General features: G+C 67.6%; 29 protein-coding genes and 1 pseudogene. 16 read left to right on the top strand and 14 right to left on the bottom strand.

Translation table 11 applies throughout. The annotated features are described in order from the left end of the window. Positions 1-93 precede the first annotated feature (93 nt). The gene (locus tag ACR652_RS02295) at positions 94-594 is read right to left on the bottom strand and encodes an SH3 domain-containing protein (protein WP_434504907.1); all 501 of its coding nucleotides are present in this window, start codon (positions 592-594) and stop codon (positions 94-96) included. A gap of 194 nt (positions 595-788) precedes the next feature. Here ACR652_RS02295 and ACR652_RS02300 point away from each other — a divergent pair, with 194 nt between their 5' ends. Beyond that, on the top strand, positions 789-1,127 hold the full coding sequence (locus ACR652_RS02300) for a hypothetical protein (RefSeq protein ID WP_434504908.1): 339 nt from the start codon (positions 789-791) through the stop codon (positions 1,125-1,127). A 23-nt stretch (positions 1,128-1,150) separates the two neighbouring features. Here ACR652_RS02300 and ACR652_RS02305 read toward each other — a convergent pair whose 3' ends face one another. Together ACR652_RS02305 and ACR652_RS02310 are read right to left on the bottom strand one after the other, a co-directional pair. Further along, positions 1,151-1,669, bottom strand: coding sequence for an RES family NAD+ phosphorylase (locus tag ACR652_RS02305; protein WP_434504909.1), 519 nt, complete (start codon positions 1,667-1,669; stop codon positions 1,151-1,153). Next, positions 1,666-2,001: an antitoxin Xre/MbcA/ParS toxin-binding domain-containing protein gene (locus ACR652_RS02310; RefSeq protein ID WP_434504961.1), complete on the bottom strand. Its 336-nt coding sequence runs from the start codon at positions 1,999-2,001 to the stop codon at positions 1,666-1,668. Before ACR652_RS02310 ends, ACR652_RS02305 begins: the two co-directional genes overlap by 4 nt. A 293-nt stretch (positions 2,002-2,294) precedes the next feature. Here ACR652_RS02310 and ACR652_RS02315 point away from each other — a divergent pair, with 293 nt between their 5' ends. From ACR652_RS02315 to ACR652_RS02350, 8 genes are all read left to right on the top strand, one after another. Then, entirely contained in the window at positions 2,295-3,665 is a 1,371-nt protein-coding gene (locus ACR652_RS02315) for a tryptophanase (RefSeq protein WP_434504910.1), read from the top strand. A gap of 91 nt (positions 3,666-3,756) precedes the next feature. Then, positions 3,757-4,182 carry a universal stress protein gene (locus tag ACR652_RS02320; RefSeq protein ID WP_434504911.1) on the top strand — a complete coding sequence of 142 codons (426 nt, stop codon included), beginning with the start codon at positions 3,757-3,759 and terminating at the stop codon, positions 4,180-4,182. A 203-nt stretch (positions 4,183-4,385) separates the two neighbouring features. Then, positions 4,386-4,622 carry a hypothetical protein gene (locus ACR652_RS02325; RefSeq protein WP_434504912.1) on the top strand — a complete coding sequence of 79 codons (237 nt, stop codon included), beginning with the start codon at positions 4,386-4,388 and terminating at the stop codon, positions 4,620-4,622. 81 nt (positions 4,623-4,703) lie between these two features. Further along, entirely contained in the window at positions 4,704-5,555 is an 852-nt protein-coding gene (locus ACR652_RS02330; RefSeq protein ID WP_434504913.1) for a cytochrome c oxidase subunit II, read from the top strand. A 6-nt stretch (positions 5,556-5,561) separates the two neighbouring features. Beyond that, a complete protein-coding gene (locus tag ACR652_RS02335) occupies positions 5,562-7,316 on the top strand; it encodes a cytochrome c oxidase subunit I (RefSeq protein WP_434504914.1) in 1,755 nt (584 codons plus the stop codon). Beyond that, on the top strand, positions 7,313-8,014 hold the full coding sequence (locus ACR652_RS02340; RefSeq protein WP_434504915.1) for a cytochrome c oxidase subunit 3: 702 nt from the start codon (positions 7,313-7,315) through the stop codon (positions 8,012-8,014). The genes ACR652_RS02335 and ACR652_RS02340 overlap by 4 nt, the downstream gene beginning before the upstream one ends. 10 nt (positions 8,015-8,024) lie before the next feature. Next, on the top strand, positions 8,025-8,762 hold the full coding sequence (locus tag ACR652_RS02345; RefSeq protein ID WP_434504916.1) for a heme-copper oxidase subunit III family protein: 738 nt from the start codon (positions 8,025-8,027) through the stop codon (positions 8,760-8,762). 24 nt (positions 8,763-8,786) lie between these two features. After that, the gene (locus tag ACR652_RS02350) at positions 8,787-9,218 is read left to right on the top strand and encodes a cytochrome C oxidase subunit IV family protein (RefSeq protein WP_434504917.1); all 432 of its coding nucleotides are present in this window, start codon (positions 8,787-8,789) and stop codon (positions 9,216-9,218) included. A gap of 64 nt (positions 9,219-9,282) precedes the next feature. On the opposite strand, the gene ACR652_RS02355 is transcribed toward ACR652_RS02350, so the two are convergent. After that, positions 9,283-9,495 carry a hypothetical protein gene (locus tag ACR652_RS02355; protein WP_434504918.1) on the bottom strand — a complete coding sequence of 71 codons (213 nt, stop codon included), beginning with the start codon at positions 9,493-9,495 and terminating at the stop codon, positions 9,283-9,285. A gap of 68 nt (positions 9,496-9,563) precedes the next feature. Beyond that, positions 9,564-10,829: a cation:proton antiporter gene (locus ACR652_RS02360; protein ID WP_434504919.1), complete on the bottom strand. Its 1,266-nt coding sequence runs from the start codon at positions 10,827-10,829 to the stop codon at positions 9,564-9,566. Positions 10,830-10,926: 97 nt separating this feature from the next. Between ACR652_RS02360 and ACR652_RS02365 the strand changes: the two genes are divergently transcribed. The 4 genes and pseudogenes from ACR652_RS02365 to ACR652_RS02380 all read left to right on the top strand — a co-directional run bounded on the left by ACR652_RS02365 (position 10,927) and on the right by ACR652_RS02380 (position 14,041). Continuing rightward, positions 10,927-11,154, top strand: coding sequence for a hypothetical protein (locus ACR652_RS02365; protein ID WP_434504920.1), 228 nt, complete (start codon positions 10,927-10,929; stop codon positions 11,152-11,154). A gap of 342 nt (positions 11,155-11,496) precedes the next feature. Continuing rightward, positions 11,497-12,573, top strand: a pseudogene (gene nirK, locus ACR652_RS02370) (copper-containing nitrite reductase); the annotation flags it as partial. Between the two features lie 303 nt (positions 12,574-12,876). Further along, positions 12,877-13,776 carry an SUMF1/EgtB/PvdO family nonheme iron enzyme gene (locus tag ACR652_RS02375; protein ID WP_434504921.1) on the top strand — a complete coding sequence of 300 codons (900 nt, stop codon included), beginning with the start codon at positions 12,877-12,879 and terminating at the stop codon, positions 13,774-13,776. Between the two features lie 109 nt (positions 13,777-13,885). Beyond that, positions 13,886-14,041 (top strand): hypothetical protein, encoded by a 156-nt coding sequence (locus ACR652_RS02380; RefSeq protein WP_434504922.1) that lies wholly within the window; start codon positions 13,886-13,888, stop codon positions 14,039-14,041. 17 nt (positions 14,042-14,058) lie between these two features. Here ACR652_RS02380 and scpB read toward each other — a convergent pair whose 3' ends face one another. From scpB to ACR652_RS02395, 3 genes are all read right to left on the bottom strand, one after another. Next, positions 14,059-14,754: an SMC-Scp complex subunit ScpB gene (gene scpB / locus ACR652_RS02385; protein ID WP_434504923.1), complete on the bottom strand. Its 696-nt coding sequence runs from the start codon at positions 14,752-14,754 to the stop codon at positions 14,059-14,061. Further along, positions 14,751-15,815, bottom strand: coding sequence for a DUF1403 family protein (locus tag ACR652_RS02390; protein WP_434504924.1), 1,065 nt, complete (start codon positions 15,813-15,815; stop codon positions 14,751-14,753). The genes scpB and ACR652_RS02390 overlap by 4 nt, the downstream gene beginning before the upstream one ends. Positions 15,816-15,899: 84 nt before the next feature. Next, entirely contained in the window at positions 15,900-16,940 is a 1,041-nt protein-coding gene (locus ACR652_RS02395; RefSeq protein ID WP_434504925.1) for an AI-2E family transporter, read from the bottom strand. A gap of 184 nt (positions 16,941-17,124) precedes the next feature. On the opposite strand from ACR652_RS02395, the gene ACR652_RS02400 reads away from it, so the two are divergent. Next, positions 17,125-17,598 carry a YaiI/YqxD family protein gene (locus ACR652_RS02400; protein ID WP_434504926.1) on the top strand — a complete coding sequence of 158 codons (474 nt, stop codon included), beginning with the start codon at positions 17,125-17,127 and terminating at the stop codon, positions 17,596-17,598. 7 nt (positions 17,599-17,605) lie between these two features. Here the strand turns inward: ACR652_RS02400 and ACR652_RS02405 are convergent, their stop codons facing one another. The 3 genes from ACR652_RS02405 to ACR652_RS02415 all read right to left on the bottom strand — a co-directional run bounded on the left by ACR652_RS02405 (position 17,606) and on the right by ACR652_RS02415 (position 20,789). Then, on the bottom strand, positions 17,606-18,709 hold the full coding sequence (locus ACR652_RS02405) for an extracellular solute-binding protein (protein ID WP_434504927.1): 1,104 nt from the start codon (positions 18,707-18,709) through the stop codon (positions 17,606-17,608). A gap of 99 nt (positions 18,710-18,808) precedes the next feature. Then, positions 18,809-19,693: a hypothetical protein gene (locus ACR652_RS02410; protein ID WP_434504928.1), complete on the bottom strand. Its 885-nt coding sequence runs from the start codon at positions 19,691-19,693 to the stop codon at positions 18,809-18,811. Positions 19,694-19,859: 166 nt separating this feature from the next. Then, entirely contained in the window at positions 19,860-20,789 is a 930-nt protein-coding gene (locus ACR652_RS02415) for an N-acetylmuramic acid 6-phosphate etherase (RefSeq protein WP_434504929.1), read from the bottom strand. A 156-nt stretch (positions 20,790-20,945) separates the two neighbouring features. Between ACR652_RS02415 and ACR652_RS02420 the strand changes: the two genes are divergently transcribed. Together ACR652_RS02420 and nagA are read left to right on the top strand one after the other, a co-directional pair. Then, positions 20,946-21,977: an SIS domain-containing protein gene (locus ACR652_RS02420; protein ID WP_434504930.1), complete on the top strand. Its 1,032-nt coding sequence runs from the start codon at positions 20,946-20,948 to the stop codon at positions 21,975-21,977. Beyond that, the gene (gene nagA / locus ACR652_RS02425; RefSeq protein ID WP_434504931.1) at positions 21,974-23,128 is read left to right on the top strand and encodes an N-acetylglucosamine-6-phosphate deacetylase; all 1,155 of its coding nucleotides are present in this window, start codon (positions 21,974-21,976) and stop codon (positions 23,126-23,128) included. Before ACR652_RS02420 ends, nagA begins: the two co-directional genes overlap by 4 nt. 328 nt (positions 23,129-23,456) lie before the next feature. Here the strand turns inward: nagA and ACR652_RS02430 are convergent, their stop codons facing one another. The 3 genes from ACR652_RS02430 to repC all read right to left on the bottom strand — a co-directional run bounded on the left by ACR652_RS02430 (position 23,457) and on the right by repC (position 25,559). Beyond that, positions 23,457-23,885, bottom strand: a complete 429-nt coding sequence (locus tag ACR652_RS02430) for a type II toxin-antitoxin system VapC family toxin (RefSeq protein WP_434504932.1) — start codon at positions 23,883-23,885, stop codon at positions 23,457-23,459. Next, complete coding sequence (locus ACR652_RS02435; RefSeq protein WP_434504933.1) at positions 23,885-24,148, bottom strand: type II toxin-antitoxin system VapB family antitoxin; 264 nt, start codon at positions 24,146-24,148, stop codon at positions 23,885-23,887. Before ACR652_RS02435 ends, ACR652_RS02430 begins: the two co-directional genes overlap by 1 nt. A gap of 88 nt (positions 24,149-24,236) precedes the next feature. Beyond that, positions 24,237-25,559 carry a plasmid replication protein RepC gene (gene repC / locus ACR652_RS02440; protein ID WP_434504934.1) on the bottom strand — a complete coding sequence of 441 codons (1,323 nt, stop codon included), beginning with the start codon at positions 25,557-25,559 and terminating at the stop codon, positions 24,237-24,239. Positions 25,560-25,602 lie beyond the last annotated feature (43 nt).

Below are 25,602 nucleotides of genomic sequence, written 5' to 3' on the forward strand. Positions count from 1 at the left end.
GCGGCGTGACAGGCACGCCGCTCGCTCTTGCGGGGCCGGCGCGGCGCCGCCCCGCATCGGTCGTTGGACGAGACCCGAGCCGGCCGGGCCGTCTCAGTAGAAGGTGGTGCTGTAGGGCGCATCCTGCCGGCGCAGCACGAGGCCGTTGACGAAGCCCGTCTGGCCTTCATACTGGACCTTGCACCAGCCGTAGAGCCAGCCCTGCGAGCAATAGGCGACGTCGACCTGCGTTCCCGACGGCACGACCGCGAGCGACGGCCAGTTGGAGCCCGGACCCTTGCGAAGATTGACGTGGTCGATCGTCACGATCGGCGCGACGATGACGTCGCTGGAGCCCGACGGCGCGAGGGCGCCGGCCTGCACATAGCCCTTCACCTTCTTCCACGACACGGCGCACCAGCCGCCGCCCCAGCCCGAATAGCAGCCCGAGACGTTGACGTCGGCGTTGGCCGGGATCTTCGCAATGGTCGGCCACTGAATGCCGGGGCCGGACCGCACGGTCACGGGGCTCACGAGCGCATGCGCCGACGCGCCGGTGATGGCGAACAGCGCGCCCATCGACGCGGCTAACACGGTGACGAACTTGACTTTCATCGACGCTTCTCTCCTTGCGACGGCGTTTTCGCCGTTCCGCCGCGAGTTGACCACGCTCCCGCCAAGCTTGCCAGCGCCTACCTGCTCGTTTTGAGCACCCCCCGTCGCCGCTCATTTCGACCGGGTTACGCCTTGACGCCGCCGCGCGCCGGCGAAACCATCCATGCCCGACCGCAAAACAAGGAGCAGCGACGATGCTTGAATCCCTGGCCGAGACGCCGCCCGGCGTTCGTGGCCTGCGCGCCACTGGCGTGGTCGTCGCCGCCGATGTCGCCCAGGCGCTCGCCGCCGCGCAGCCCGACGCGGCGGCGGGCCTCGTGGTGGTGATCGACCCCGATTTCGACGGATATCTCGCCGAACTGATGCGCGGACTCGCCGCCGCCGCCGCGGCGCCGGCCCCGGCCTTCGCGCGCGTCGCGCTCGTCGCGCCCGACGACATGCTGGCGGAAGCCGGGCGGCATGGCGGCGAGGTGCGGCTCTTCCCCGCGAGCCGCCGCGCCGAGGCGCTGGCCTATGCCGCGGGCAAGGGCTGACGCCGCAAATCGCGGGGCGGCGCCTATCGCCAGGAAAGCTGATCCTTCGGCAGCCGCCCGCTGGGATCATGGACGGACACCTTGTGCGGGAGGCGGTCGCTCCACCGCCACAGGACGAGATTCTCGTCCTCCGCCGTCGCGCCGGGCGCAAAGCTCGGGACCAGCACGCCGGAATGGCCCGCCTCCATGAGCCCCCGCGCGACCCGCCAGGACGCGGGCTCGCGCCCCTCGGAGAGATCGAAAAACCAGGCGCAGGCCATGTCCTCGAAGGAGACGCCCGCCGCCTCCCGCGCCGCCTGCGTGCGCAGATCGGCGACGTCGGCGCAATCCACCTCATAGGCGCAGAGCACGCAGGGCTCGATCTTGCGGGCGAAGCCCTGGCTGATCTCCTTGACCGCCGTCACGATGGCGCGGGCGAGATAGAGCGCCGGGACGCCCTTCGGATTGAAGCGCGCGCCGCGGATCGCGGCCCCCTCTCCCGACAGCGGCGCGAAGGACCAGCGCGGATCATGCGCCCGGTAACAGGCGCCGCGCACTCTCACGCAAAGCCGCCCTGCGCCAGATGATCGAGGTAGTCGCGCAGCGCCGCCGCGCGTCCGTCCTTCACCAGCGCTTCCGCCGTGCGGCCGCCGAAGGCGGCGATCGGCTGGGCGCGATACCAGGCCATGGCCTGTTCCTTGCCGCCGGCCCAGGCGGCGACGCGCGAAACGATTTCGAGCATCTCCCTGAGACGCGTCTGCGTCCTCGGGGCCTCGACCCGCGCCACCTTGTGGAGCGCCTCCCGGCTCACGCCGATCGTCTGCGCGAGCTGGCCCCGCGACATGCCGAAGGCGTCCGTCACGCTGTCGATGGCGACGAGGCCGCGATGGTTCATCAGCGTCGCGACCAGCGGCGCGTCGACGGCGGCCGCCGCAGGGGCGCGGCGGGCGGTGGAGGCGGGCTTCCTGGCGGCGGGCGCGCCGCGCTGTTTCGTCGGGGCCATGGTCGCTCGGGCGTGTCGGTTGATCTGCCGGGTTTTCCGGTCAGATTATAGGGCAAAACCGCGCAGACTCAAGCTGTGTCGGCTTGCCCCTCACGCCCGCCCTCTCACAAGGGGAGACGGTCCGCGAACCGGCGGGAACACCAGGCGCTCCGGATGCGTTTCCGCCTGATCCGAGAGGGCGTTTCGTGAAGACCATCATCGAGCCGTTCCGCATCAAGATGACGGAAGCCCTGCCACTGACGGCGCGCGGCGATCGCGAGGCCTGTCTGGCCGAGGCGGGCCACAATGTGTTTCTGCTCGACGCGGATCGCGTCACCATCGACTTGCTGACGGACAGCGGCACGGGCGCCATGTCGGACCGGCAATGGGCGGCGATGATCCGGGGCGACGAAAGCTATGCGGGCAGCTCCTCCTGGCGCGCCTTCGAACGGACCGTGCGCGAGATCACCGGCTTCCGGCATATCTTCCCCACCCATCAGGGCCGCGCCGCCGAGCGCATTCTCGCGGCGACGCGGCTGCGCGCGGGCGACGTCGTTCCCAACAACGGCCATTTCGACACCACCCGCGCCAACATCGAATATGTCGGCGCGCAGGCGGTCAACCTGCCCTGCGAGGCGAGCCGCGACCTGCACGCGCCGACGCTCTTCAAGGGCAACATGGACGTCGCCGCGCTGGAGCGGCTTCTCGACAGCGAGAGCGGAGAACATGTTCCCTTCTGCATGATCACCGTGACGAACAACAGCGGCGGCGGCCAGCCGGTGTCGCTCGAAAACATCCGCGCCGTGAGGTCGGTCCTCGACCGACATGGCAAGCCGCTGATCATCGACGCCTGCCGCTTCGCCGAAAACGCCTTCTTCATTCACGAGAACGAACCGGGCCAGGCGCGAAACAGCCTTCTCGAAATTGCGCAGGAGATGTTCTCGCTCGCCGACGGCGCAACGATGAGCGCCAAGAAGGACGGTCTCGCCAATATCGGCGGATTCCTGGCCTGCCACGATGACGGCTGGGCGGATGAGTTTCGCAATCTGCTCATTCTCACCGAGGGCTTTCCGACTTATGGCGGCCTTGCCGGACGCGATCTCGAAGCGATCGCGGTCGGGCTGATGGAGGCGCTCGACCCCGATTACCAGCGCTATCGCCATGCGACGGTGGAATATGTCGCCGGCGCGTTGACGGCGCTCGGCGTGCCGATCGTGCAGCCGGCCGGCGGCCACGCGGTCTTTCTCGACGCCGCCGCCTTCTGTCCGCATCTCGCGCCGCGCGACTATCCGGGAATCGGCCTCGTCAATGCGCTCTATGTCGAAGGCGGCGTGCGCGCCGTCGAACTCGGCAGCGTGATGTTTGGCGCGAGAGGCGCGGACGGCTCCGAGACGCCCGCGCCGCACGAGCTGGTGCGCCTCGCCTTTCCGCGCCGCGTCTATACGCAGAGCCATTTCGACTATGTGGTCGAAACCATCGCCATGGTTCACCGCGCCCGCGACGCGATCCGTCCGCATCGCATCATTCGGCAGGCGCCGTTCCTGCGTCATTTCACGGCGCGTTTCGGGCCTGCCTGAGCGGCTGTGCGGCGGCGGCGGCGCGGCCCGCTCGCGGAACCGCGCGCCATCCGCCCGCGTTTGAGACAAGGTGTCGCGGCCAAGGAGGCGCATGATGTTTTCGAAAATTCTCGCGCCGATCGATCTCGCCGAGCCCGGTATGACCTCGCGCGCGGTCGGCTACGCCGAAGCCCTCGCCAACGCCTTCGACGCCGACATCCGCCTCGTCAACGTGCAGTCGCTGACGCCCATCGCCGGGCTCGACTACACGAAGGAGGATTTCGACGAGGTCATCCGGCGCGGACTCGAATCCGAGCTTGCGGCCGTCGCATCGGGCCTCGATCGCCCGCCCGAACGCATCTCGACCGCCTTGCTGTTCGGGCCGGTCGATCAGAACATTCTCGCCGAAGCGGAGAGCTGGGGCAGCGACGTGATCGTCCTGTGCTCGCATCGTCCGGGCGTCGAGCGCTTTCTCATCGGCTCCAACGCCAGCGCCATCGTCAAGCGCGCGACCTGCCCCGTTCTCGTTCTGCGATAGCGTTCGGGAAGCCCCCTCCCTGTCCCTCCCCCGCTTCGCGGGAGAGGGAGGAGCCTGGGGCCTTCATCGAGAGTGCGGATCGTGAGCGTCCCCTCTCCCGCGAAGGCGGGGGAGGGACAGGGAGGGGGCTCGCAAGGACCTTTCCGCCTGCTGGCTCGTTAAGCACTTGCGTCACAGTTGCACGCGCCGCTGGAGCCCAAGCCATGATTTCCGTCGAATCCCTCTACCTCACCGCGCTGCTGAGCGCCTTTGTCGGACTGATCGCGCTTCTGGCGCTGTCGAGGCCAAGAGCGAAACACGCCGCGACCAATTTTCTCGGACAGCTCATCATTGTCGCCACTGTCGTCTCGGTCGGCTCCTTCCTTGTCTATTCCTTCAGCCCGCATCATGCGGCGCGCGCCGTCTATGGCGCCGTGAGCGCGGCGGTCCTGCCGATCTGAAAGTGCGTCAGGCAGGCAGCCGAGCGGTTGCCAGCGCGGCCGCGGCTCCTAATTGCAGATGGAAACCCCGTGGAGGCGCGCGTGCTCGTCGCTCTGGTCATGGTTCTCGTCGTCGTGGCGTCGCTCGTCTTTCATTTCCTGAGCCCGTGGCGCGCGCCGCCGATCGCCTCCAACTGGGGCTTCATCGACGACACCATGGCGCTCACCTTCTGGGTGACGGGCTTCGGCTTCGTCGCCGTCATTCTGTTCATGTCCTATTGCCTCTATCGCTTTCGCCACGAGGCGGGCCGTCGCTCGACCTATGAGCCCGAGAACCGCAAGCTCGAACTTGCGCTGGGCGGCGTCACCACGCTCGCCGTCATCGCCTTGCTGGCGCCGGGGCTTCTGGTCTGGGGACGCTTCATCACGCCGCCGCCGGACGCCGCGCAGGTCGAGGCCGTGGGCGTGCAATGGAACTGGAGCTTCCGCCTGCCAGGCGCGGACGGGCGCTTCGGCGCCACCGACGTGCGCTACATCTCCGGCGACAATGCGCTGGGCGTGAGCCCCGCCGACCCGCACGGGCGCGACGATCTCATCATCAGCGCCGGCGAGCTGCATGTGCCGCTGGGAACGCCGGTGAAGGTTCTGCTGCGCTCGATCGACGTGCTGCATGATTTCTACGTGCCGCAGATCCGCGCCAAGATGGATCTGGTTCCCGGCATGGAGACCTATTTCTGGTTCACGCCGACGAAGGCGGGACAATTCGAAATTCTCTGCGTCGCCTATTGCGGCGTCGGCCATCCGCAGATGCGCGGCATGCTCGTCGTGGAGCCGGAGAGCGACTACCGTAAATGGCTCGCCGCCCAGCAGAGCTTTGCGCAGAGCCGCCATGGCGATGCCGGCGGGGACATGAAAACAACGGTTGTTCAGACTGGATCGAGCCTCGGGAGATAAAGCTTTATGACCGACATTCCGATCAGCGTTCCGCCGCAGGAGGTCGAGGAGGTCGAGCTCTACCATGCGACGAGCTGGCTCACGAAATATGTGTTTTCGCAGGACGCGAAGGTCATCGCGATCCAATACGCCTGCACCGCCATCGCGATCGGCCTGCTGGCGCTGGTTTTGTCATGGGTGATCCGGCTTCAGCTCGCCTTTCCCGGCGCGATCCCCTTCATCGACGCCACGGTCTATTACCAGGCCGTGACCATGCACGGCATGATCATGGTCGTCTACATGCTGACCGCGATCTTTCTCGGCGGCTTCGGCAATTATCTCATTCCGCTCATGGTCGGCGCGCGGGACATGGTGTTTCCCTTCGTCAACATGCTGAGCTACTGGGTCTATCTCCTCGCGGTGCTGGTGCTCACCGCGAGCTATTTCGTTCCCGGCGGGCCGACGGGCGCGGGCTGGACGCTCTATCCGCCGCAGGCCATTCTCTCCGGCACGCCGGGCCGCGACTGTGGCATCGTGCTGATGCTCGCCTCGCTCATCCTGTTCATCATCGGCTTCACCATGGGCGGGCTCAACTATGTCGTCACGGTGTTGCAGGGCCGCACGCGCGGCATGACGCTGATGCGCATGCCGCTCACCGTCTGGGGCATCTTCACCGCGGCGGTGATGGCGCTGCTAGCCTTTCCGGGTCTCTTCGTCGCCTGCGTCATGCTGTTGCTCGACCGCACGCTGGGCACGAGCTTCTTCATGCCGGAGATGGTGGAGATGGGCGAACAGAAGAATTACAGCGGCGGCAGCCCGATCCTGTTCCAGCATCTCTTCTGGTTCTTCGGCCATCCGGAAGTCTATATCGTCGCCCTGCCGGCCTTCGGCATGGTCTCCGATCTGATCAGCGTGCATGCGCGCAAGAACATCTTCGGCTATCGCATGATGGTCTGGGCGATCCTCGCCATCGGCGTGCTGAGCATGGTGGTGTGGGGCCATCACATGTATGTCAGCGGCATGGACCCGATCTTCGGCTTCTTCTTCGCCGTCACCACGCTCGCCATCGCCGTGCCGACCGCGATGAAGGTCTATAACTGGGCGCTGACGCTGTGGCGCGCCGACATTCATTTCACCACGCCGATGCTCTTCGCGCTGGGCTTCCTCGTCACCTTCGTCAATGGCGGCATCACCGGGCTTTATCTCGGCAATGTCATCGTCGACGTGCCGCTCTCGGCGACGCTCTTCGTCGTGGCGCATTTTCACATGGTGATGGGCATCGCGCCGGTTCTGGTGATCTTCGGCGCCATCTACCACTGGTATCCCAAGATCACCGGACGGATGATGGACGAGCGCCTCGGCAAGATCCATTTCTGGATCACCTTCCTCGGCGCCTACGCCATCTTCTTTCCCATGCATTATCTCGGGCTCGTCGGCGTGCCGCGCCGCTTCTACGAATTGGGCGACGCGGCCTTTCTGACCCATTCGGTCGTGGGGCTGAACATCTTCATGACCGCCATGGCGCTCTTCGTCGGCGTGTCGCAGCTCCTGTTCTTCTACAACGCCATCCACAGCCTGAGACATGGCGCGGTCGCCGGCGGCAATCCGTGGCGCGCGGCCTCGCTCGAATGGCAGACGCCGGAAACGCCGCCGGGCCATGGCAATTGGGGCAAGGAGCTGCCGATCGTCTATCGCTGGCCCTACGCCTATAGCGTGCCCGGCGCGCCGCAGGATTATCTGCCCCAGAACGCCCCGCCGCTGAAGGGAGAGCACGCCACATGAGCGTCATGGGACTGTATTTCGTCGTCGTCGCCTTTGGCGCGGCGCTGTGGCTGTGGCGCGAGGGCGTGACCGAGGCGCCATGGCTGCACGAGGGCGAGGCTCCGGCGCGGCGCGGCGGCGGCGAGGCGCCGCAGGCCGCGCGGGCGGGGCTGACGATCTTTCTCGCGGTCGCGCTCTGCCTGTTCTCGCTGATGAGCGCGGCCTTCTTCATGCGCATGGGGTCGCCGGACTGGGCGCCGCCGCCGCTGCCGCGCATCCTGTGGATCAACACGGCCTTGCTCATCGCCGGCAGCGCGGCGCTGGAGGTCGCGCGGCGGGAGGCGCGGGCGGGCGCGGCGGCGCCCATGCGGCGCGCGCTCGCGGCGGGCGGCGTCGCCAGCGCCCTCTTTCTCGCCGGCCAGCTCTGGGCCTGGCGGGAGATGGTCGCGGAAGGCTTCTACGCCGCGCAAAATCCCGCCAACGCCTTCTTCTTCCTGCTGACGGGCGCGCATGGGCTGCATGTCGCGGGCGGGCTCGTGGCGCTCGCCCGCGTCGGCGCCTCGGCGTGGCGGCGCGCCAGCGCGAAAGTGCTCTCCGAACGCATCGGGCTCTGCGCGCTCTACTGGCATTTCCTTCTCGGCGTCTGGCTGCTGCTGCTTGTCCTGCTCATCGGCTGGGCGGACGGTTTCGGCGCCATCTGCCGACGCATCTTGTCGTGAGGATCGCGCCATGACCGCCGAAACGCACGGGTCGCATGGGTCGCATGGGTCGCAGGCCGGGCAGGAACGCCCCACGGGGGTGAGGGGCGTCGTCGCCGACTGGGCCTCGGATCAGCGTTCGTTCAAGAGCGCGTCCTGGGGCAAGACGATGATGTGGATCTTCCTCGTCAGCGACACCTTCATCTTCTCCTGCTTCCTCATCTCCTATATGACGGTGCGCATGTCGACGACGGTCGACTGGCCGAACCCCAGCGAAATCTTCGCGCTGGAGATCGGCGGCAGGAAGATCCCGCTCATCCTCATCGCCATCATGACATTCGATCTCATCACCAGCTCGGGCACCATGGCCATGGCGGTGAATTTCGCCTATGCGCGCGAGCGCCGGAAGGCGGCGGCGCTGATGCTGGTGACGGCCTTCTTCGGCGCCGCCTTCGTCGGCATGCAGGCGTTCGAATGGACGACGCTCATCCGGGAGGGCGTGCGCCCCTGGGCCAACCCCTTTGGCGCGGCGCAATTCGGCGCCTCCTTCTTCATGATCACGGGCTTTCACGGATTCCATGTGTCCATGGGCGTGATCTTCCTGCTCCTCATCGCCCGCGCGGTGTGGCGCGGCGATTACGACAAGGGGCGGCGCGGCTTTTTCACGAGCCGCAGGGGGCGCTATGAAATCGTCGAAATCATGGGCCTCTACTGGCACTTCGTCGATCTCGTCTGGGTTTTCATATTTGCGTTCTTCTATCTTTGGTGAAATCCGCGCGCGAGGAGAGGACGGATGAAAACGGCTGAAGGCGAAGTGGCGGACCTTGCGCCCGCGGGCGGGCGCGACGCGGCCGCGCACGGCAAGGAGGCGCCGGTCAGGGAGGTCCACGGACAGCAGCACCCGATCGGCCTCTATCTGACGGTCTGGGTGCTTCTGTTCGTGCTGAGCGCCTGCTCCTATCTCGTCGATTATTTCAACCTGCACGGCAATCTGCGCTGGGGGCTCATCGTCTTCTTCATGATGGCCAAGGCGAGCCTGATCGTCGCCGTCTTCATGCACATGGCCTGGGAGCGCCTCGCGCTGGTCAGCGCGATTCTCATTCCGCCGCTGGCGGTGCTGGTGTTCATGGCCAGCATGGCGATGGAGGGCGATTACACCTTCTCCACCCGCTCCGTCTTTTTCGCGCCCGGCGCGCAGACGCAGATCAGCCCGCATGCGCCGTGAGCGCAAAAGCTCGCCCCGCCCCCGCGTGGGGGAGGGACGGGCTCTTGTCGCGTCGGCTGATCGGCTACCCGTTCGGGCGCGCGTCGCGCCCGCGTTCGGCGACGGCGGCGCGGATCATCGCCTCGATCTCGGGGCGCAGGCGCTTGCCGCCGGCCACGAACAGGCCGGGCGTCTCTCCGGCCGCGATGCGCCGGTGCCGGGCCGCGCGGGCGTCCCGGCGGTGCTGGTTGGCGCTGTCCGCTTCGGAGCGGGGTCGTTTGGGCGGTGTCTGGTTCATCGCCGGAAGATAGGGCGCGCGCCTTCGCCTCCGACCCCGTAGTTTCCACAGGCGTCGCGACGTGTCGGTCAGCGCCGCATCTGCTGCACGCGCGCGAAAAGCCTCTCCGCCTGCGCCGCATTGCCGTCCGCCAGTTTCGCGACGACGCTTTCGAGCGGTCCCGGCGGCTGCGCGGCGCGGCTGGCGGCCCGGAAGGTGAGGGCGAGCGTGGGAAACACCGTGACCGTCACGACCGCCGCGCCGACCAGCGCCGAGGCGTCGCCCGGCGCCAGCGCGCCGATGCGCAGGCCGAGATAGCTGATCGCGACCACGAGCGGGAGCGTCGTCGAGGCGAGCAGCGCCAGCGCCGGCAGGTCGCGCGCGGGCAGGAGCCCCCTGTAGAGGAACAGCGGCGCCGTGCGGATGACAAGGAAGGCCACGCAGAACAGCGCGAAGAGCGCGAGGCTCGCGGGCGAGGCGACGAGCGCGCGCAGATCGAATTCGATGCCACTGGCGATGAAGAAGATGGGCGCGAGGAAGCCGGAGTCGATGGTCGTCAGCCGCTCTTCGAGCGCCTGCGCCCGCGTGCCGTCGACGAGCAGGGCGACCGAGAGCCCCGCGAAATAGGCGCCGATCACCGTCTCCATCCCGAATCTGCCGGCGAGCGAGACGAAGCCCAGAAGCAACAGGATGGCGACGCGAACGGGGAGGATGTCCCCCTTGCCGAGCAGGCGCACGATCAGCGCGGTGAGCCGGTGCGAGCGCAGTCTCGCCAGCAGCAGCACGCCCGCCAGGGCGACGCAGAGAAACAGCAGGCTCAGCAGGCTCTGATGGAAATGATGGTTCTGCGGGGCGAGCGCCACCGAGGCCAGCAGCAGCGGCCCGATCTCGCCGATGGCGGCGGCCGCCAGAACATAATGTCCGAACTCGGTCTCGACTTCGCCCGCCTGACGCAGCATCGGCAGGAGCACGCCAAAGGCGGTCGTCGGCAGGATGATGGCGACGAGCAAGGGCGCGCTCACCAGACCGGCGGCGTAAAACAGCAGGGAGATGACGATGGCCGCGCCGAAGGAGACGAGCCAGGCCATTGCGCCGACGCGCAGCGCCTGCGCGCCGACCTCGCGCAGCTTGAATTCGAAGCCGGCCTGAAAGAACAGGAACAGCAGCCCGAGCTTGCCGAGGAACGAGATCGCCGGGTCGGTCTCGACAAGACCCGCGACGCTCGGGCCGATCAGCACGCCGAGAACCAGCTCGATGGCGACGATCGGCACATGCGCGAGGACGGCGCGGTTGAGCAGCGGCGCGAGCACCGCGACGCAGGAGACGATGAAAATTCCAAGGAATTCGTTCGGCAAGGCGGGCGTCCGTCTTCTCGCAAGGAGGGGGGCGAGGCTAGCGCCTTTCAGGGATTGTGTAAATTTCACCGCGACGCGTGTCGATTCTGCCGGGAGATTGGCGAAAAACGCGGTCGCGGCGCGTCGCCGCGCACGGGAAGTTGGCGGAGATTGCCGGGGGGCGACGTCCCTTCGGGATAGTCCGGCGATCGGGGCCGCGCCATTTCCCAAGGCTGGCGCGGCCCTCTCGCCCCGGGAGGACGCCATGGCGGGATACGGATTGTTCGTTCTGATTCTGGCGGTTGGAGCCGCCACCCTCGGCTATTTCTGGATGCGCGACGACTGAGCCCGCGCGCCAGCCTGACCGGCGGCCAGCGCTGAACCTTTGCAGGGACGCGCCAGGCCGCCCGCCGACGTGGAGCCAGCCGCCTGCCGCAACGCCGCGATCGCTTTCGCCTGCTCCTGATGGGGACAGGCCGGACGGCCATTTCCGAACAGACGACCGCTTTTTATTGTGACTCTTAGTTACAACAACCGTGCAGGCGTGTTTCCGCCGAGGCCCTGCGACCATTGCGCCGCAGCATGGCGCCACGCAACTTTTGGTTGATAGGGCCAATTTCCGGGCATAGGCTCGCACAAAAGACAATCCGTTTCACAACAACAAAAATAATGTTTGGGGAGCCATGTTATGAAGCCCGTCAGGATTTTTCTTGGGCTCGCCGCGCTGTTTCTCAGCCCGGCCTCGACACACGCGGAAGACGAGAAGGCTCTGACACGCGAGAAAGTCACGCTCGTCACGCCGCCGCTCGTCCATGCGCATGAACAGGCGACGACCGCCAAGCCGAAGATCGTCGAATTCACGCTGACCGTGATCGAAAAGCCCATCGTCATCGACGAGGCCGGCACCACGATTCCCGGCGCCACCTTCAACGGCTCGATCCCCGGGCCGCTCCTGGTCGTCCACGAAGGCGACATCGTCGAGGCGACGCTCGTCAATCCGGCGAGCAACACGATGGAGCATAATATCGATTTCCACGCCGCGACGGGCGCGCTCGGCGGCGGCGGGCTGACGCATGTCAGTCCCGGCGAGAAGGTCACCTTGCGCTGGAAAGCGACGCGCGCCGGCGTCTTCGTCTATCATTGCGCGCCCGGCGGCTCGATGATCCCGCTGCATGTCGTTTCCGGCATGAGCGGCGCGGTCATGGTCCTGCCCCGCGACGGTCTGAAAGACGAAACCGGGAAAAGCCTGCATTACGACCGCGTCTATTACATCGGCGAGAATGATTTCTACGTCCCGCGCGACGGGAACGGGCAATTCCGCAAGATCACCGCCATCGGCGATTATTTCCCGCAGACGCTCGACGTCATGCGCAAGCTCGTTCCCACGCATGTCGTCTTCGAGGGGAAGGTGGGCGCGCTCACCGGAAAGAACGCCTTGCCCGCCAATGTCGGCGAGACGGTGCTGATCGTGCATTCGCAGGCCAATCGCGACAGCCGGCCGCATCTGATCGGCGGCCATGGCGATTATGTCTGGGAGACGGGCAAATTCCACAACCCGCCGCAAAAAGACCTCGAGACCTGGTTCATTCGCGGCGGCAGCGCGGGAGCCGCGCTCTACACCTTCCGCCAGCCGGGCGTCTACGCCTATCTGTCGCATAATCTCATCGAAGCCGTTGAACTCGGCGCCACCGCGCATTTCAAGGTCGGCGGCAAATGGAACGACGAGCTGATGTCGCTGATCGCCGCCCCGCAGCCCATTACGGCCGTCGCGTCGGCGAAGGCGCCTGCGCATCCGGGCCAGGCGGCGGCGCGCCCGAAGCCCGCCGTCGCCGCTCCTCTCGCGTTGAGACCGGCGGCCGCCGCGCCGCAGACGCTCGCCAGAAAGGCGGTCGTCCCCGGCGAGACGCCCGCCGCCGGCAAGCGGGACCAGCCGCCCGCTCCGGCCTCCGGCGAAACGCCCGACGCGCCTGACGGCGGCGCCCGCTAAGGCGCGGGCGCGCCGTCGCGCGGTTTTGCAAACGACCTTTTTTTCAGGCGAACAGCGCATTCAGCAAAGAGTGAGTCTGTCATGCCGATTGCAAGATGGGTTCTCCCCGGCGTCATCGCCGCCGGCGCCCTGAGCCTTCACGAGAGCGCCGCCTCGTCGCGCGGGACCGCGATCGACACGATCGAATTGCCGCCGCGCGCCTTCGTCTATCGTCAGGCGGGGGAGTTCAGTCTCGCCGGCCGCCCGGTGAACGCGCCGCAGGCGACGATCACGCGCAGCCAACCGCTGCGCATCATGACGCGTCAGGTCTCGGCGGCGGAGTATCAGCGCTGCGCAGCGGCGGGCGCCTGCCGGCCGAACGGCTCGGAGCCGTCGCGCGATCTTCCCGCCGTCAATGTGAGCTTCGAGGACGCGACGTCCTATGCGCGCTGGCTCTCCGAGGAGACGGGCGTGTCGTGGCGGTTGCCCACGGATGAGGAATGGGCCTTTGCGGCCGGCTCGCGATTCCACGACGACGCCCTGCCGGTCGCCGCCTCCGACGATCCGTCGCGTCGATGGCTGGCGCGTTACGAACGGGAAGCGTCAGGCGCCTCCTTCGGACGCCAGCCCCGGCGCGTCGGCGCCTTCGGGGCCAATGAATTTGGCGTCGTCGATCTCTCGGGCAATGTCTGGGAGTGGACGAACACCTGCTTTTCGCGTCGGTCGCTCGACCGGGGAGATGGGTCGCGCGCGGTGGTCAATTGCGGCGTCCGGGTCGTGGAGGGACAACACCGGGCCTATGTCACCGATTTCATCCGCGACGCGAGCGCGGGCGGCTGCGCCGCCGGAACGCCGCCGAGCAATCTCGGATTCAGACTGGTGCGGGACGACGCGACCCTTGCGGCGCGACTGGCGGCGCGGCTCTGCGCATACATGGCCAGTCATTGGCAGGGATGCGATGCGCGCGCGGCTGACGAAACAGCGTGGTCGGGAGGGTTTTGAACAGGACGACGCTTCAATTCGAATTGAGCATACGCAGTCTGGTTTCAGTGTTTCATCCGTCTTTCTCCTTCGATCCGCGCGCGACGCGCGCGGAGGCATGGAGGTTTCCATGGGTGGTTTCATTCCCCGTTTGCTGATGGGCGCCTGCATTGTCGGCCTCGCCGCATCCGTCACGGTGTTCACGACCGGACAGGAGATGTCGGCGGCGATCCCGGAAATCATGAGCTGCCTGCTCGCGGCGGTCGTCTGCGCCTATCTGAAATAGGACAACGACGCCACGCCTCACGCGTCCAGCTCCGCTTCCGCGCAAGCGGCGCCATCCAGGTCGCCGTCGTCTTCCGCGAGTCCGAGCGCGTCGTCCAGCGCGGCTTCAATCTCCTCGTCCGCGTCTCGCGCCTCGCCAGCTTCCAGCGCCTCGGGATCGGGCAGATCGCGCAGGCTTCCGAGCGCGAACATTTCCAGAAATCGGGCGGTCGTCACCCAGGCGATGGGGGCGCCGGGCATGGGCGCGCGCGGGCCGGGCGCGATCACGCCGGCGCTCTTCAGGCGGCCGAGAATGTCGCGGCTGATGTCGTGGCCGGCGAGGCGGGACAGTTGCGCGCGGGTGACCGGCTGCTGATAGGCGATGGCCGCGAGCGCCAGCATTTCGAGCTTGGTGAAGGACGGCGGCCCGGCGTCTTTCGTTCCGGCCAGCGCGCGTAGCGTCTCGGCGTGGCGCGGGCGCGTGCGAAACTGAAAGCCCCCGGCGACGAAGACGATTTCATAGGGGCGGTTCTTCAGCTCCTCATTGATGTCGGCGACGAGCGCGTCGAGCCGGCAGGCGTCGCCCACCAGCCGCGCCAGCGTCTCGCGCGCGACGGGCCGGGGCGCCGCGAAGATCGCCGCCTCGGCGCGCATCATCCATTCGCGCCAGCGCATGCCCTCCGGCAGGTCCGACAGTTCGCGGTCGAGACGGCCGGACGGCGCGTAACGGGTCATAGGCCGTAGATCCTGAAACTCTCGCGGCCGGTGAGTTCGCGGACGGCGCCGAGCGCGACCAGCCGGTCGAACAGCCGCCGCGCGGCGCGGTCGGAGAGACCCGCGCGGGCGGCGGCGGCCGGCGCGACGGCGTCATCAGACAGAAGCAGCTCGACGACGCGGCGCTCGCCCTTGGCGCGCAAGGCCGGGGCCACCGCCAGGAGCCGGTCGGCCCGCCGCGCCAGATCGACGGCGAGCGCATGGGCCTCGACGGCCGCCAGCGCGTAACCGCGCGCGAGCGACGCCGGCCAGTCGCCGTCCCCCGGTCGCGGGCGGCTGGCCCGCGCCTCTCCCTGCGCCCCGCGCCGCAGCGCCGGATCGCGGAGGACGGCGGCGAGCAGGGGAACCGGCCGCGCCCAGTTCAGCCGCGCCGCCAGCGCCAGGTCGGCCGCCCAGAGCGCGACAATCTCCGCGTCGGGGGCGCCGGCGCAGATCTCCATCGCCGCCGCGCTGGCCTGCGCCGCGGCGGCGAGCGGATCGGGCGCCTCCGCCACGCCCGCCCGCAAGACTTCCGCCATGACCTCGGCCAACCCCTCGCCTTTTGCGCCGGCGTCGCTCCCGGACCAGCCGAGAAGCGCGACGGCGCGCGCAAGGGCCGCCGCGTCGGGGCGCGCGGGAGAGGCGGCGAAGAGCCGGAACAGCCGGTGAATGCGCCCTGCGGGGCTGGGCTCGGCGCCGCCGGCCAGATGCTGGGCGTCGCGCAGCGCGGCGGCGTCCTCGCGCAGCCGGGCCAGCGCCGCCCCGCTCTCGGCGGCGCGCAGCGCGAGCCGCTGGCGCAGGCAGCCCGCGAAATCGGGCTCGCCGCCGTCGGGGCCGGCGCGCAGCAGATGATCGAGGAGGGCGAGCCCGGCGCCGGCGAAGAACGCGCTGCCGCGATCGGCGCCGGAGGGCCGCGCCCAGCGCGGAAGCGGCAGGATCTGCGGCGCACTTTCGGCCGCCGGCGGCGCGGCGCGACGCGGACGCGCGAGCCGCCTTGCGGGAGAAACGGCGTCCGGCGGCGACCGCGAATCGAGAAGCGACATGGCCGAATCCTAGCCGACGGCGGCGCTTTGTCGACTGTTTTCACGCCCGATGCGCCGGGATCGGCTGGCGGCGCGGGACGGTCTTCAGCCTCCCGAAGGCTGCGCGATCACATCATAGGCGACGGCCAGCACCACGGTCGCCGGGACCGCCAGCACCACGCCCATGGCCCCGAACAGCGCGCCGAAGGCGAGCATGCAGAACAGCAGCACGACAGCCGGCACGCTCAGGGAGCGGCTTTGCAGAAACGGGGTGATGAGATACCCCTCGACGAAGCTCGCTCCGGCGATGGCGATCGCAACGGCGGCGGCCTGATCGACGCCATGCGGCAAGGCCACCAAAGCGCCGACGACAAGCGCGATCATCGAGCCGAAATAGGGCACGAAGGCCAGCATTCCGCTGATCGTCGCGAGGGCGAGCGGCGCCGGCGCGCCAAAGGCCCACAGCGCCACGCCGGCGAAGACCGTGTTCATCGCGACGACATAGAATTGCAACAGCATCCACTGGCGCAACGCGCCCCCCGAGCGGTGGAGGAAGGCCGCCATCCTGTCCCGCTGTTGCGCCGGCGTCAGCGCCAGAATCCCGTCGACATGCCCTTTCGGATCGGCGGAAAGATAGGCCGCGCCGATGATGGCGACGAGCGTCGTGGCGAGGGCCGCGCCCACCGATCCGAGCGCCGCGCCGATGTGTTGGGCGATCGGAGCCGCGGCCTTGGAGTAATCGAGTTCAAGAACGAATGTCTCGATGAAACGGGCCCAGGGATGCTCCTCGACGAGACGCTGGATGAGCGCCATCGCGGCCGGAACGTCGAGCGCCACTTCGTCATATTGGCGGACAAGCTGGCCGCCGAACGCCGTCGAACCGACGGCCAGCCCCGCGACGAGCGCCAGGGCGACGGCGAGGAGCGACAGCCCCGGCCCGATCCCCAGGCGCCTTGCAACGCTTTCCGCGGCCGCGCGCCAGCCGACGGCCAGAACGATCGTGGCGAAGACGAGCGGCAGAAAGATCGACAGCCTCCAGAACAGAAGGCCGAGCCCCACGGCGGCCGCGACGATCGCCACGACGGCGACGGCGCGCGCAATGAAGTCGTGCTGGTCGAGGTTCTTCGTCAGGAAACTGAATTTCATGGCCTGCCCCCGCATGCTCTGCGCGGGGAGCCTTGTGGCCCCGCGAGAGACGCCGCCTTTGTCGCTTGCCCGGTCACAGGCGCCGCCCGGCCTGATCTTGGCGCCGCAGGCGAGCCCCCGTCAATGAATGCGCGTGAGTGCGCGCGAGCCTGCGTCGGCGGATCGCCTGTGCTATCCTGACATCATGACAATACGCATCTACATCGACGCCGACGCCTGTCCGGTGAAGGAGGAGACCTACAAGGTCGCGGTCCGCTACGGGCTGCAAACCTTCGTGATTTCCAACAGCTTCATGCAAATCCCGGCGTCGCCGCTGATCACGCGGATCGTCGTGGAGGCCGGCCCGGACGCCGCGGACGACTGGATCGCCGACCATATCGTCGCCGGCGACGTGGTCGTCACCAGCGACATCCCCCTCGCGGCGCGCGCGCTGGCGAAGGAGGCGCATGCGATCGCGCCCTATGGGCGGCCCTTCACGACGGATTCGATCGGACTGGCGCTCGCGCAGCGCTCGCTCATGGAGCATATCCGTTCGACCGGCGAGACGACCGGCGGTCCGCCGCCCTTTTCGAGCGGGAACCGCTCGCGATTTCTCCAGGCCCTCGATCAGGCGATCGCGCGCGAAAAAAGAAAGCGCTCTCTGACCGAGTCAGGCTGAGGCGCCGTCATTTCATCCGCGCCCATTCGCGGAGAAAGGCGTCCTGTGTCGGAGCGCGGGTTTTTTCGGGCACGAACAGCCTCTCGACGAGGGCGGCGTCCGGGTAGATGGCTTTGTCTGCGGCGATCGTCTTGTCCACCAGAGGTTTCGACGCGAGAACGCCATTGGCGGAATGGGTGAAGCCGGTGTTGCGGGCGGCGATGTCCGGCCGCATGAGGAAATTGAGGAACTGATAGGCTTCCGCGACATGCGGAGCGCCCTTCACAATAGCAAGACTGTCGATCAGCACGGGCGCGCCCTCGCGCGGAATCACATAGGTGATCTCGACGCCGTTCTTGGCTTCCCGCGCCTGATCGCGCGCGCGGTAACTGTCCAGCGAATAGCCGATGGCGAGGCAAATCTCGCCATTCGCGAGCGCCGCGACATAATTCGACAGGCTGATTTTTCTCACGTCGCGCAGGACGGCGCCGAGCATGTCGCCCGCGCGTTTGAGGTCCGTCTCATGCGACAGGCCATCGGCTGACGACCAGTCGGACCACAAATATCGCCGCGCGACCGCCAGCAGATTTTCGGGACTGTCGATGAGGCCGACGCCGCAATTGGAAAATTTGCGAAGTGAGTCGCGTTTGAACAACACGCTCCAGGAGTCGAGCGTCGGTGAGGCGACGGGCCGCGCCGATGCGCGGCGGGGCGTGGCGGTTTCGCCGGCCTCCCGGATTTTATCGAGATTATAGGCAATGCCGAGGGTGAACCACATGTAGCTGACGGCGAAGCGATTGCCGGTGTCGTAAGTCGAAAGCAGCTCCATGATCGCCGGCCAGAGATATGTCCTGTTGGGAAGCCGGGTCTGATCCAGCTTCAGATAGACGCCCCTCGCGAGCTGTTTCGCAAGGGTCGGCGCGGAGACCATGACGACGTCGAAACTCCCGGTCGCGAGGCTTTTCTCAAGCGCCGCATCCGACGTGTAGGAGTCGTAGGTCACCCTGACGCCGGTTTCCTCGGTAAACGCCATGATCACATCCGGGTCGATGTAATCATTCCATCCGAGCACATTGAGAATCCGCTCCTGCCCGAAGGCGGGCGGCGCCCAAAACGCCAGGAGGCAGACCAACCAGACGGCTCCCGTCGCACATATCCCTGGTCTCGCCATCGGGGTGATCCGTCTTGAGCGACGCCCGCTTGTTCGGGCGTCTCTATCCGTGGGAGCTGGCTATTTTTTCGTCGGGACGAAATTCGGCCCCGGCGGCGGCGCGAGCGGCGTGGCCGGTTTGTCCTGGACGGCCGCGCTGCTCGCCGGCTCCGGCGTCTGGGCGATGCACATGGTCCGATGAATCTTCTGGATCACGGCGATCGCCCTCTGCGACGCATCCATCCGCTCGGCGAGATCGAGAAGCCGCTGCCGTGTCGCGGCGACGTCCTTCAGGTCTCCCTGCAAAGTGTCATTCATGGATTTCAGGATTTCGTCCGAACGCGGCATATCGGCGAGGCTGACCTGTTGCAGGGATTGCTCGACTTTCGCCACACAGGAGAGGCGCCGGTCGTATTCGTTGCGCAAATCCCTGAACCTCGCCACGAAAGTGGAGGCCTTCTCCATATGGGCGGAGAGGTTCTCCGGCGCCATGCTGCAAATGGCGTCGACATTGGCGACGTCGGGATAATTCGCTTCGACGATCCTGGCGAAATCCTGCACGAGCGCCTTCGCCTGCAAGGACAGCGCGGCAAGGCTGCAAACGAGCTGCTCGCGACCGCGATAGCAGCGATCGAGTTTGATCTCGCCCTTGGTTCCGGGCAAGCTCAGGCTCTCGGATTTTCCGTTGCCCTTCTCGCAGGCGGCGAGCGCCTCGCCTGTCGCGCCGCCGGGCTCCGGCTCCTGAGGCGCCTCCTCCGCCGGCATGACGCGGCGCGCGACATGTCGGGCGATCTGATAACGCGGAGCGGAGAGATCGTTCCCCGCTATGAACGGGTCGAAGAGCGATGGCCGCGCCAGATCCGCCTTCGGCGGGAGCTCGGCGGATCGCGGGGCGCCGATCGGAATCGCAAGGACGCAGACGGCCGCCTGCGCCAGTTTCGCAATCTTTCCATTGATGGCGCCCATGGACTCTGCTCCGCTTCCGATCAACACGGGCGGCGCCGATGACTCGTGCGATAGGGCTGGCCTGAAGCGCGTCGCGGAGGTCATCGGCGTCACGGGTATGCAAGCGAAATGTCGCCGCCGACACGCGCCGGCAAGGGGGCGCGTCTGTGATTATCCGACGCCCGCCTCAGCCGGCGCGCAAGGAGGGTTGCGCGGCGGCCGCGCCTTCGACGATCAGGCTCATCGCGCGACGCAGATGGCCGTCGGCCTGCGACAGCGCCGCTTCCGCCTCCTCGCGCCCGAAGCCTTGCAACAGCAGAAAGGCGAGCTTCACGCTCCCGTTGGCGTGTCGCAACGCCCTGTCGATTTCTTCGGCGTCGCGGCCGGTGAGGCGCGAGAGAATTTTCTCGCTGCGTCGGTGCAGTTTCCTGTTGGTGGCCTGCACGTCGACCATCAGACCCTCATAGACGCGCCCGAGCAGGATCATGACGAGCGACGACAGCAGGATCAGCGTGACGCGCTGGGCCGTTCCCGCCTTCATGCGCGTCGAGCCGGCGATCGGCTCCGGCCCTGTTTCGAGAAAGATCGCATGGTCGGCTTCCTTCAGCAGCGGCGTCCCCGGATTGTTCGCCACGCCGATCGTCAGCGCGCCATTCATCTTCGCCTCGCGCAAACAGGCGAGCGTGAAGGGCGTCGTGCCGCTGGCGGCCACCGCGATGACCACGTCGCACGCCTTGATCCCATGCGCGCGAACCGCTTCAATGGCCTGCTCGTCCTGATCTTCCGCGCCTTCGACGGCGCGCAGCAGGGCGTTCGGGCCGCCGGCGATGAGCAGCAGCAGCCGATCCTGCGGCCAGCCGAATGTCGGCATCAACTCGGCCCCGTCCTGAGCGGCGAGGCGGCCGGAGGTGCCGGCGCCGACGTAAACAAGTCGCCCCGGACCACGCAGCCGGCGCTCGATCGCAACGCCCGCGCGCTCGATCGCGGGCCGGGCGGCGCGAACCGCGGCGACGGCCGAAAACTGCCCCTCGATGATCGACTCCAGAATCTCATCCGGCTCCCAAACGTCGATCCGGGCGTAGCGCGGGCTTTGTCGTTCCGTTTCCGTCGGGCGCATGGGCGCGATTCCAGTTGACATGCGCCATATGGAAGATGTGAAAAGGACGTCAAGCCAAGTTTCTGCGCCGCCGCTTGCGCGAGATCGCCGAAACTTGCCTTCCGGGGCGTCAGGCTCAATCTTCCTGCGAGAAGCATGCGAGCGGAGCCGACGCGAATGACGGTCATCGAGACGCAAATGCGTTCCGAAATCAGCGAGGCGCCGGAGGCCGTGCGTCGGCAGGGCGAGGCGCTCGGCGCGATCCTCCCCGTGCTCGCGGAGCGCTTGCTGCGCGCGCCGCCCCAGCTCGTCGTCACCTGCGCGCGCGGCAGTTCCGCGCATGCCGCGACCTTCGGCAAGCATCTGATCGAACGCTATCTCGGCATTGCCGTCGCCGCCGCCGCGCCGAACATCACGACGATCTACCATCGGCGCCTGCGTCTCGCCGGCCAGTTCTTTCTCGCGATTTCGCAATCGGGCATGAGCAATGACATCGTCGAACAGGCCGCCGACGCGCGAAGCTGCGGCGCCGTGACCGCCTGCCTCACCAATGACACGGCAAGCCCGTTGGCGCGCGCCTGTGAATTTGTTCTCCCGATGGCGGCGGGTCCGGAGCTCAGCATCCCCGCGACAAAGACGTTCATCGCATCGGCGGCGGCGCTCGCGCGACTGGTGGCGATATGGGCGCGCGACGCGGCGCTTGCGCGCGCGATCGACCGTTTGCCGGATCGCCTCGCCGCCGCCGCCGGGCTCGACTGGGGCGGCCTGCTGGAGGGGCTGGCTCACGCGCGCAGCGTCGTCACGATCGGGCGCGGTCCGACGCTGGCCATTGCGCGCGAGGCCGCGCTGAAGCTGAAGGAAACGTCGAACCTCCATGCGGAGGCCTTTTCGGCGGCCGAATTTCTGCACGGGCCGGTCGCTCTGGTCTCGCCGCGCTTTCCCGTGCTGATGTTCGCGCCGACCGACGCGGCGGCTGCGGGCATGACAGAGCTGGCGGCCGATCTGCGGACGAAAGGCGCGGCGGTCTTCATCACCTCGGCGCAGGAGCATGCGCCGGACCGGCTCCCGGCGCTGCCCCCCGAGCATGCGGAAGCGGACGCCATCTGTCTGATCCAGAGCTTTTACGCAATGGTCGTGCGTTTGGCGGCCAAACGCGGCATGGACGCCGACCGGCCGCGTCATCTGCGCAAGATCACGCGAACGCGATGAACCCTCCCGCCCGACACGCCGTCGCCGCCGACGTCGTCTTCGACGGACGCCATCGGCATGACAACGCCGCCGTGGTTATCGAGGGCGGCCATATCGTGGCGCTGACGGCGCGCGCGAACCTCCCCGCGTCAATCGAGGCGTTCAACGCGCCGCCCGGCGCATGGCTGGCGCCGGGCTTCATCGACCTTCAGATCAATGGCGGCGGCGACGTTCTGTTCAACGACGATCCGACGCCGGAAGCGATCCTGACAATCGCGGCGGCGCACCGCCGCTTCGGCGTGACCGGCTTTTTGCCCACGCTCATTACCGACAGCGACGAGAAGATGGTGGCGGCGCTCGACGCCGTGGCCGTGGCCAAGACGCGCACGCCCGGCGTGCTCGGGCTCCATCTCGAAGGGCCGTTTCTGTCACCCGAAAAGCCCGGCGTGCATCGGCCGGACCTCATCCGGCGTCCCCTGCCCCATCATCGCAGGATGCTCGGGGGCTTTCGCGCCGGCGCGCTGCTCGTGACCCTCGCGCCGGAAGAAACGCCCGATGGCTTCATCGCCGATCTCGTCGCCTCGGGCGCGAAAGTCGCGCTGGGTCATTCCATGGCGACCTATGCGCAGACCTGCGCCGCGATGGCCGAGGGGCTGACGGGCTTCACCCATCTCTTCAACGCCATGCGCCCGCTGACCGCCCGCGAGCCCGGCCCCGTCGCCGCCGCGCTCGAAACGCCCGGCGCCTTCTACGGGCTCATCGTCGACGGCGCGCATGTCGCCCCCGCCATGCTCCGCCTCGCCATGCGCGGCGTCGGCCGCCCCATGCTCGTGAGCGACGCCATGCCGCCGGTCGGCGGACTCAGCGCGGCGTTCGATCTTCAGGGCAAGAGCGTCACCGTCCGCGACGACAGTTGCCGCACGCAGGAGGGCGCCCTCGCGGGATCGGCGATCGGCATGGCGCAGGCCGTGCGCAATTGCGTGCGGCTGCTCGGGCTCCCGCTGGAGCGCGCCCTGTCGTTCGCCTCGGACGCCCCCGCGCATTTTCTGGGCCTCGAACACGTTCTCGGCCGGCTCGCGCCGGGCTATCGCGCCGACATGGCGGCCATCGACCCGCTGGAGATCGCCGTGCGCGCGACCTGGGTCGCGGGCGAGCGATGGGAAAATCCGTGACGGCGCCTTTGCGCCTGCGCTGCGTCTATTTCTGGCATTTGTCGAAGAACGTCCTGAAGGCGCGTTGCGCGTCGGCAGTTGCGCCTTCCGCGAACTGGGGCGCTATACGCGGCGCTTTACGGCCTGTATTCCGGTCAAATGCGCCGGACCTGTCGTCTTCCGTCCATGTCCGATAATGTGCGCTTATCGGACATGGCGCAACGCCCCCGCAGATCCAGGCCAAATTCCTCCAGACACGCCTGCCCGGCCATCCCCAGCCGTCGGGAAAAAGGCCGGGAAAGCAAGAATCGCCGCCCCCGCCGAAACATTCGTCCGCCTGCGAATGCGGCTACTGACCTTGCTCTGTGCGGGACGCGTCTGGATTGATCGCCGCGACATCGGTTTGTAAAAAGTCGTCGCCTTTAAACAGCAGCGGCGAGCGATAGGCCTTGGCGCAGGCATAGGACAGGCAGTCACCGAGAGTGAGTCGGGCCGAATGCCTTCCTTTGCCGAAAGCCTCGAAACAGGCGACGGCGAGCGCTCCAATCCTGTCATCGATCGCAACGATCGACACATCCGCCTCTTCCAGAAAATCATCGAACAAGGCGTTTGCCTGCGATGGGGCAATATCGAGCCTCGACGCAAGCACCATGCAGGCTTCCAGCCTCACCACCGGCGAGGTGAATCGGCGCTCCGCGGCGGCGAGCCGCTGCGCGAGCTCGGCCGCGTCAGGCTCGCCGCAAAGGAGAGCCACGATCGCGGAGGCATCCACGAACATTATTGTCCCCAGAAGCCGTCTATTTCATTCTTGGGGACATCACGCGCCTCTGGGCCGGCGAGCCGTCGCGCCTTTTCCGCCAACCGGGCAAGCCGGTCGGCGAGCGGCAGCGACTCTCGCTCCCGTTTCAGCTCGTTCTCCAACGCCACGATAATCGCCTCGGTCATTGTGGTCTTGCGCTGAGCGGCGAGTCTCTTTGCGAGTTCCGCCGCACGAGGATCCCGGATGCTCAGCATAGGCGCCTGTCCCTGAAAGCGTGTCATGACATATATAAGCCGCTGTCATTACAGCGCAACACGCGCCAGGCTCGCTTCTCTCCAGCGGCGCCCGCGCGCAACCCGATTTCAACCATCACCCTGCCCTCTTCCGCTCGCGCGCCGCCTTCGCCGACTTCCCGCGCAACAGCGCCATCAGCACCGGCCCGAGTGAAAACTCCCCTGTCCGCGCCTTGGCGGTCAGGGCGCGCAGATAGCCGCCGGCGGATGTGATCTCCTCGCCCCGTTGCAGGATCGCGGCGATGACGATCGAGGCGTCGTCCTCTCCCATCGCCTCCAGCGCCTGGCGCCAGGCGTCCGGCGAGACGCCGAGCGCGGAGCGCACGATGGCCGCGGCGTCGATCAGATCGCGCCAGCAGGAGATTTCGCCGCTTTTGGCGTAATCGGCGATGTCGGGACAGGCTTGCAGCACCATCCCGAGCGGATAGGGCCGGGCCGACGGCCCGCCCCGCGACTTGCGTTCGAGCGGCCCGTCCTCCGCCTCCCCTGCCCTTTCGGCGTCGACGGCGTCGCCCGTGACCCCGGACGGCTCCGCCCTGCCTTCTCGAAGGCGAGGTTCAAGATCGGAATGGTTTGTGGTTTGATTCTGTATATGACGCTCGTTTCGGGACTCACTGGCGCTCATATTTTCGTGAAGAACGAAGCTTTCCAGCCATTTGCGCGCCTCGGCCGCCAACGCGTCCAGCGCCTTTGCGCGTTCCGAGAGTTGCGCGGTCGACAACAGCCGCAGCGGCTCGGCGCACAGATGGGCCAGCCGCAGATTGAGCGCCGCCCAGTCGCCGGGGACGCCCTCGGCGAGGCCCGTCTCGATCATCTTGGCGGCCTCGCGGCGCAGCAACGTGATCTTCTCGCGCAACAGGCCGCGGGCGCGGGCCTCGGCGCGGCCCTCCTCCGCCATTCGCCCGATCTCCTCCGCCCGCATCACCAGCGGCGTCAGATCGAATCCGAAGGCTTCCGAAATGTCGCCGCCCTCGGCGCGGCGCGCGAAGCGTTTGCCATTGGCCGAGTCGCGCCGCAGGATCAGCCCGGCCTCGACGAGGCTGGCGAGATGCCGGCGCAGGGTCGCCGCCGCCATGCCATGGGCGCGCAGGGACAATTCGCGATTGGAGGGAAAGACGGTCAGCGCCGCGCGCGTCTCGTCCTCCGGCGCCGGCGGCGACAGCGCCGTCTCGGGATGAAAACTCAACAGGGCGTAAAGCACGGACAAGGCGCGGTCGCCGACGCCGAGGCGCGCCTTCGCCTCGGTCAGCGACCGGAACAGCCGCCATTTGTGCACCACGGGGCTGGCGCCCCCTGCCCCGCCGCTCGTCTGCGCGAAAGCCCGCGCCGCCGCCTGGCTCGCCACCACGGCGAGCGACAGCGGCCGCCGCCCAAAGGGCGTCGTCGTTTGCGTCGTCATCTGAAATGCCCTCATTCGGGCAAAAGAATCCCGCTCGCCGAGA

Origin of the sequence: Methylocystis sp. (assembly GCF_051061225.1) — a bacterium.
In the GTDB taxonomy this organism is placed as follows: Bacteria; Pseudomonadota; Alphaproteobacteria; order Rhizobiales; family Beijerinckiaceae; genus Methylocystis.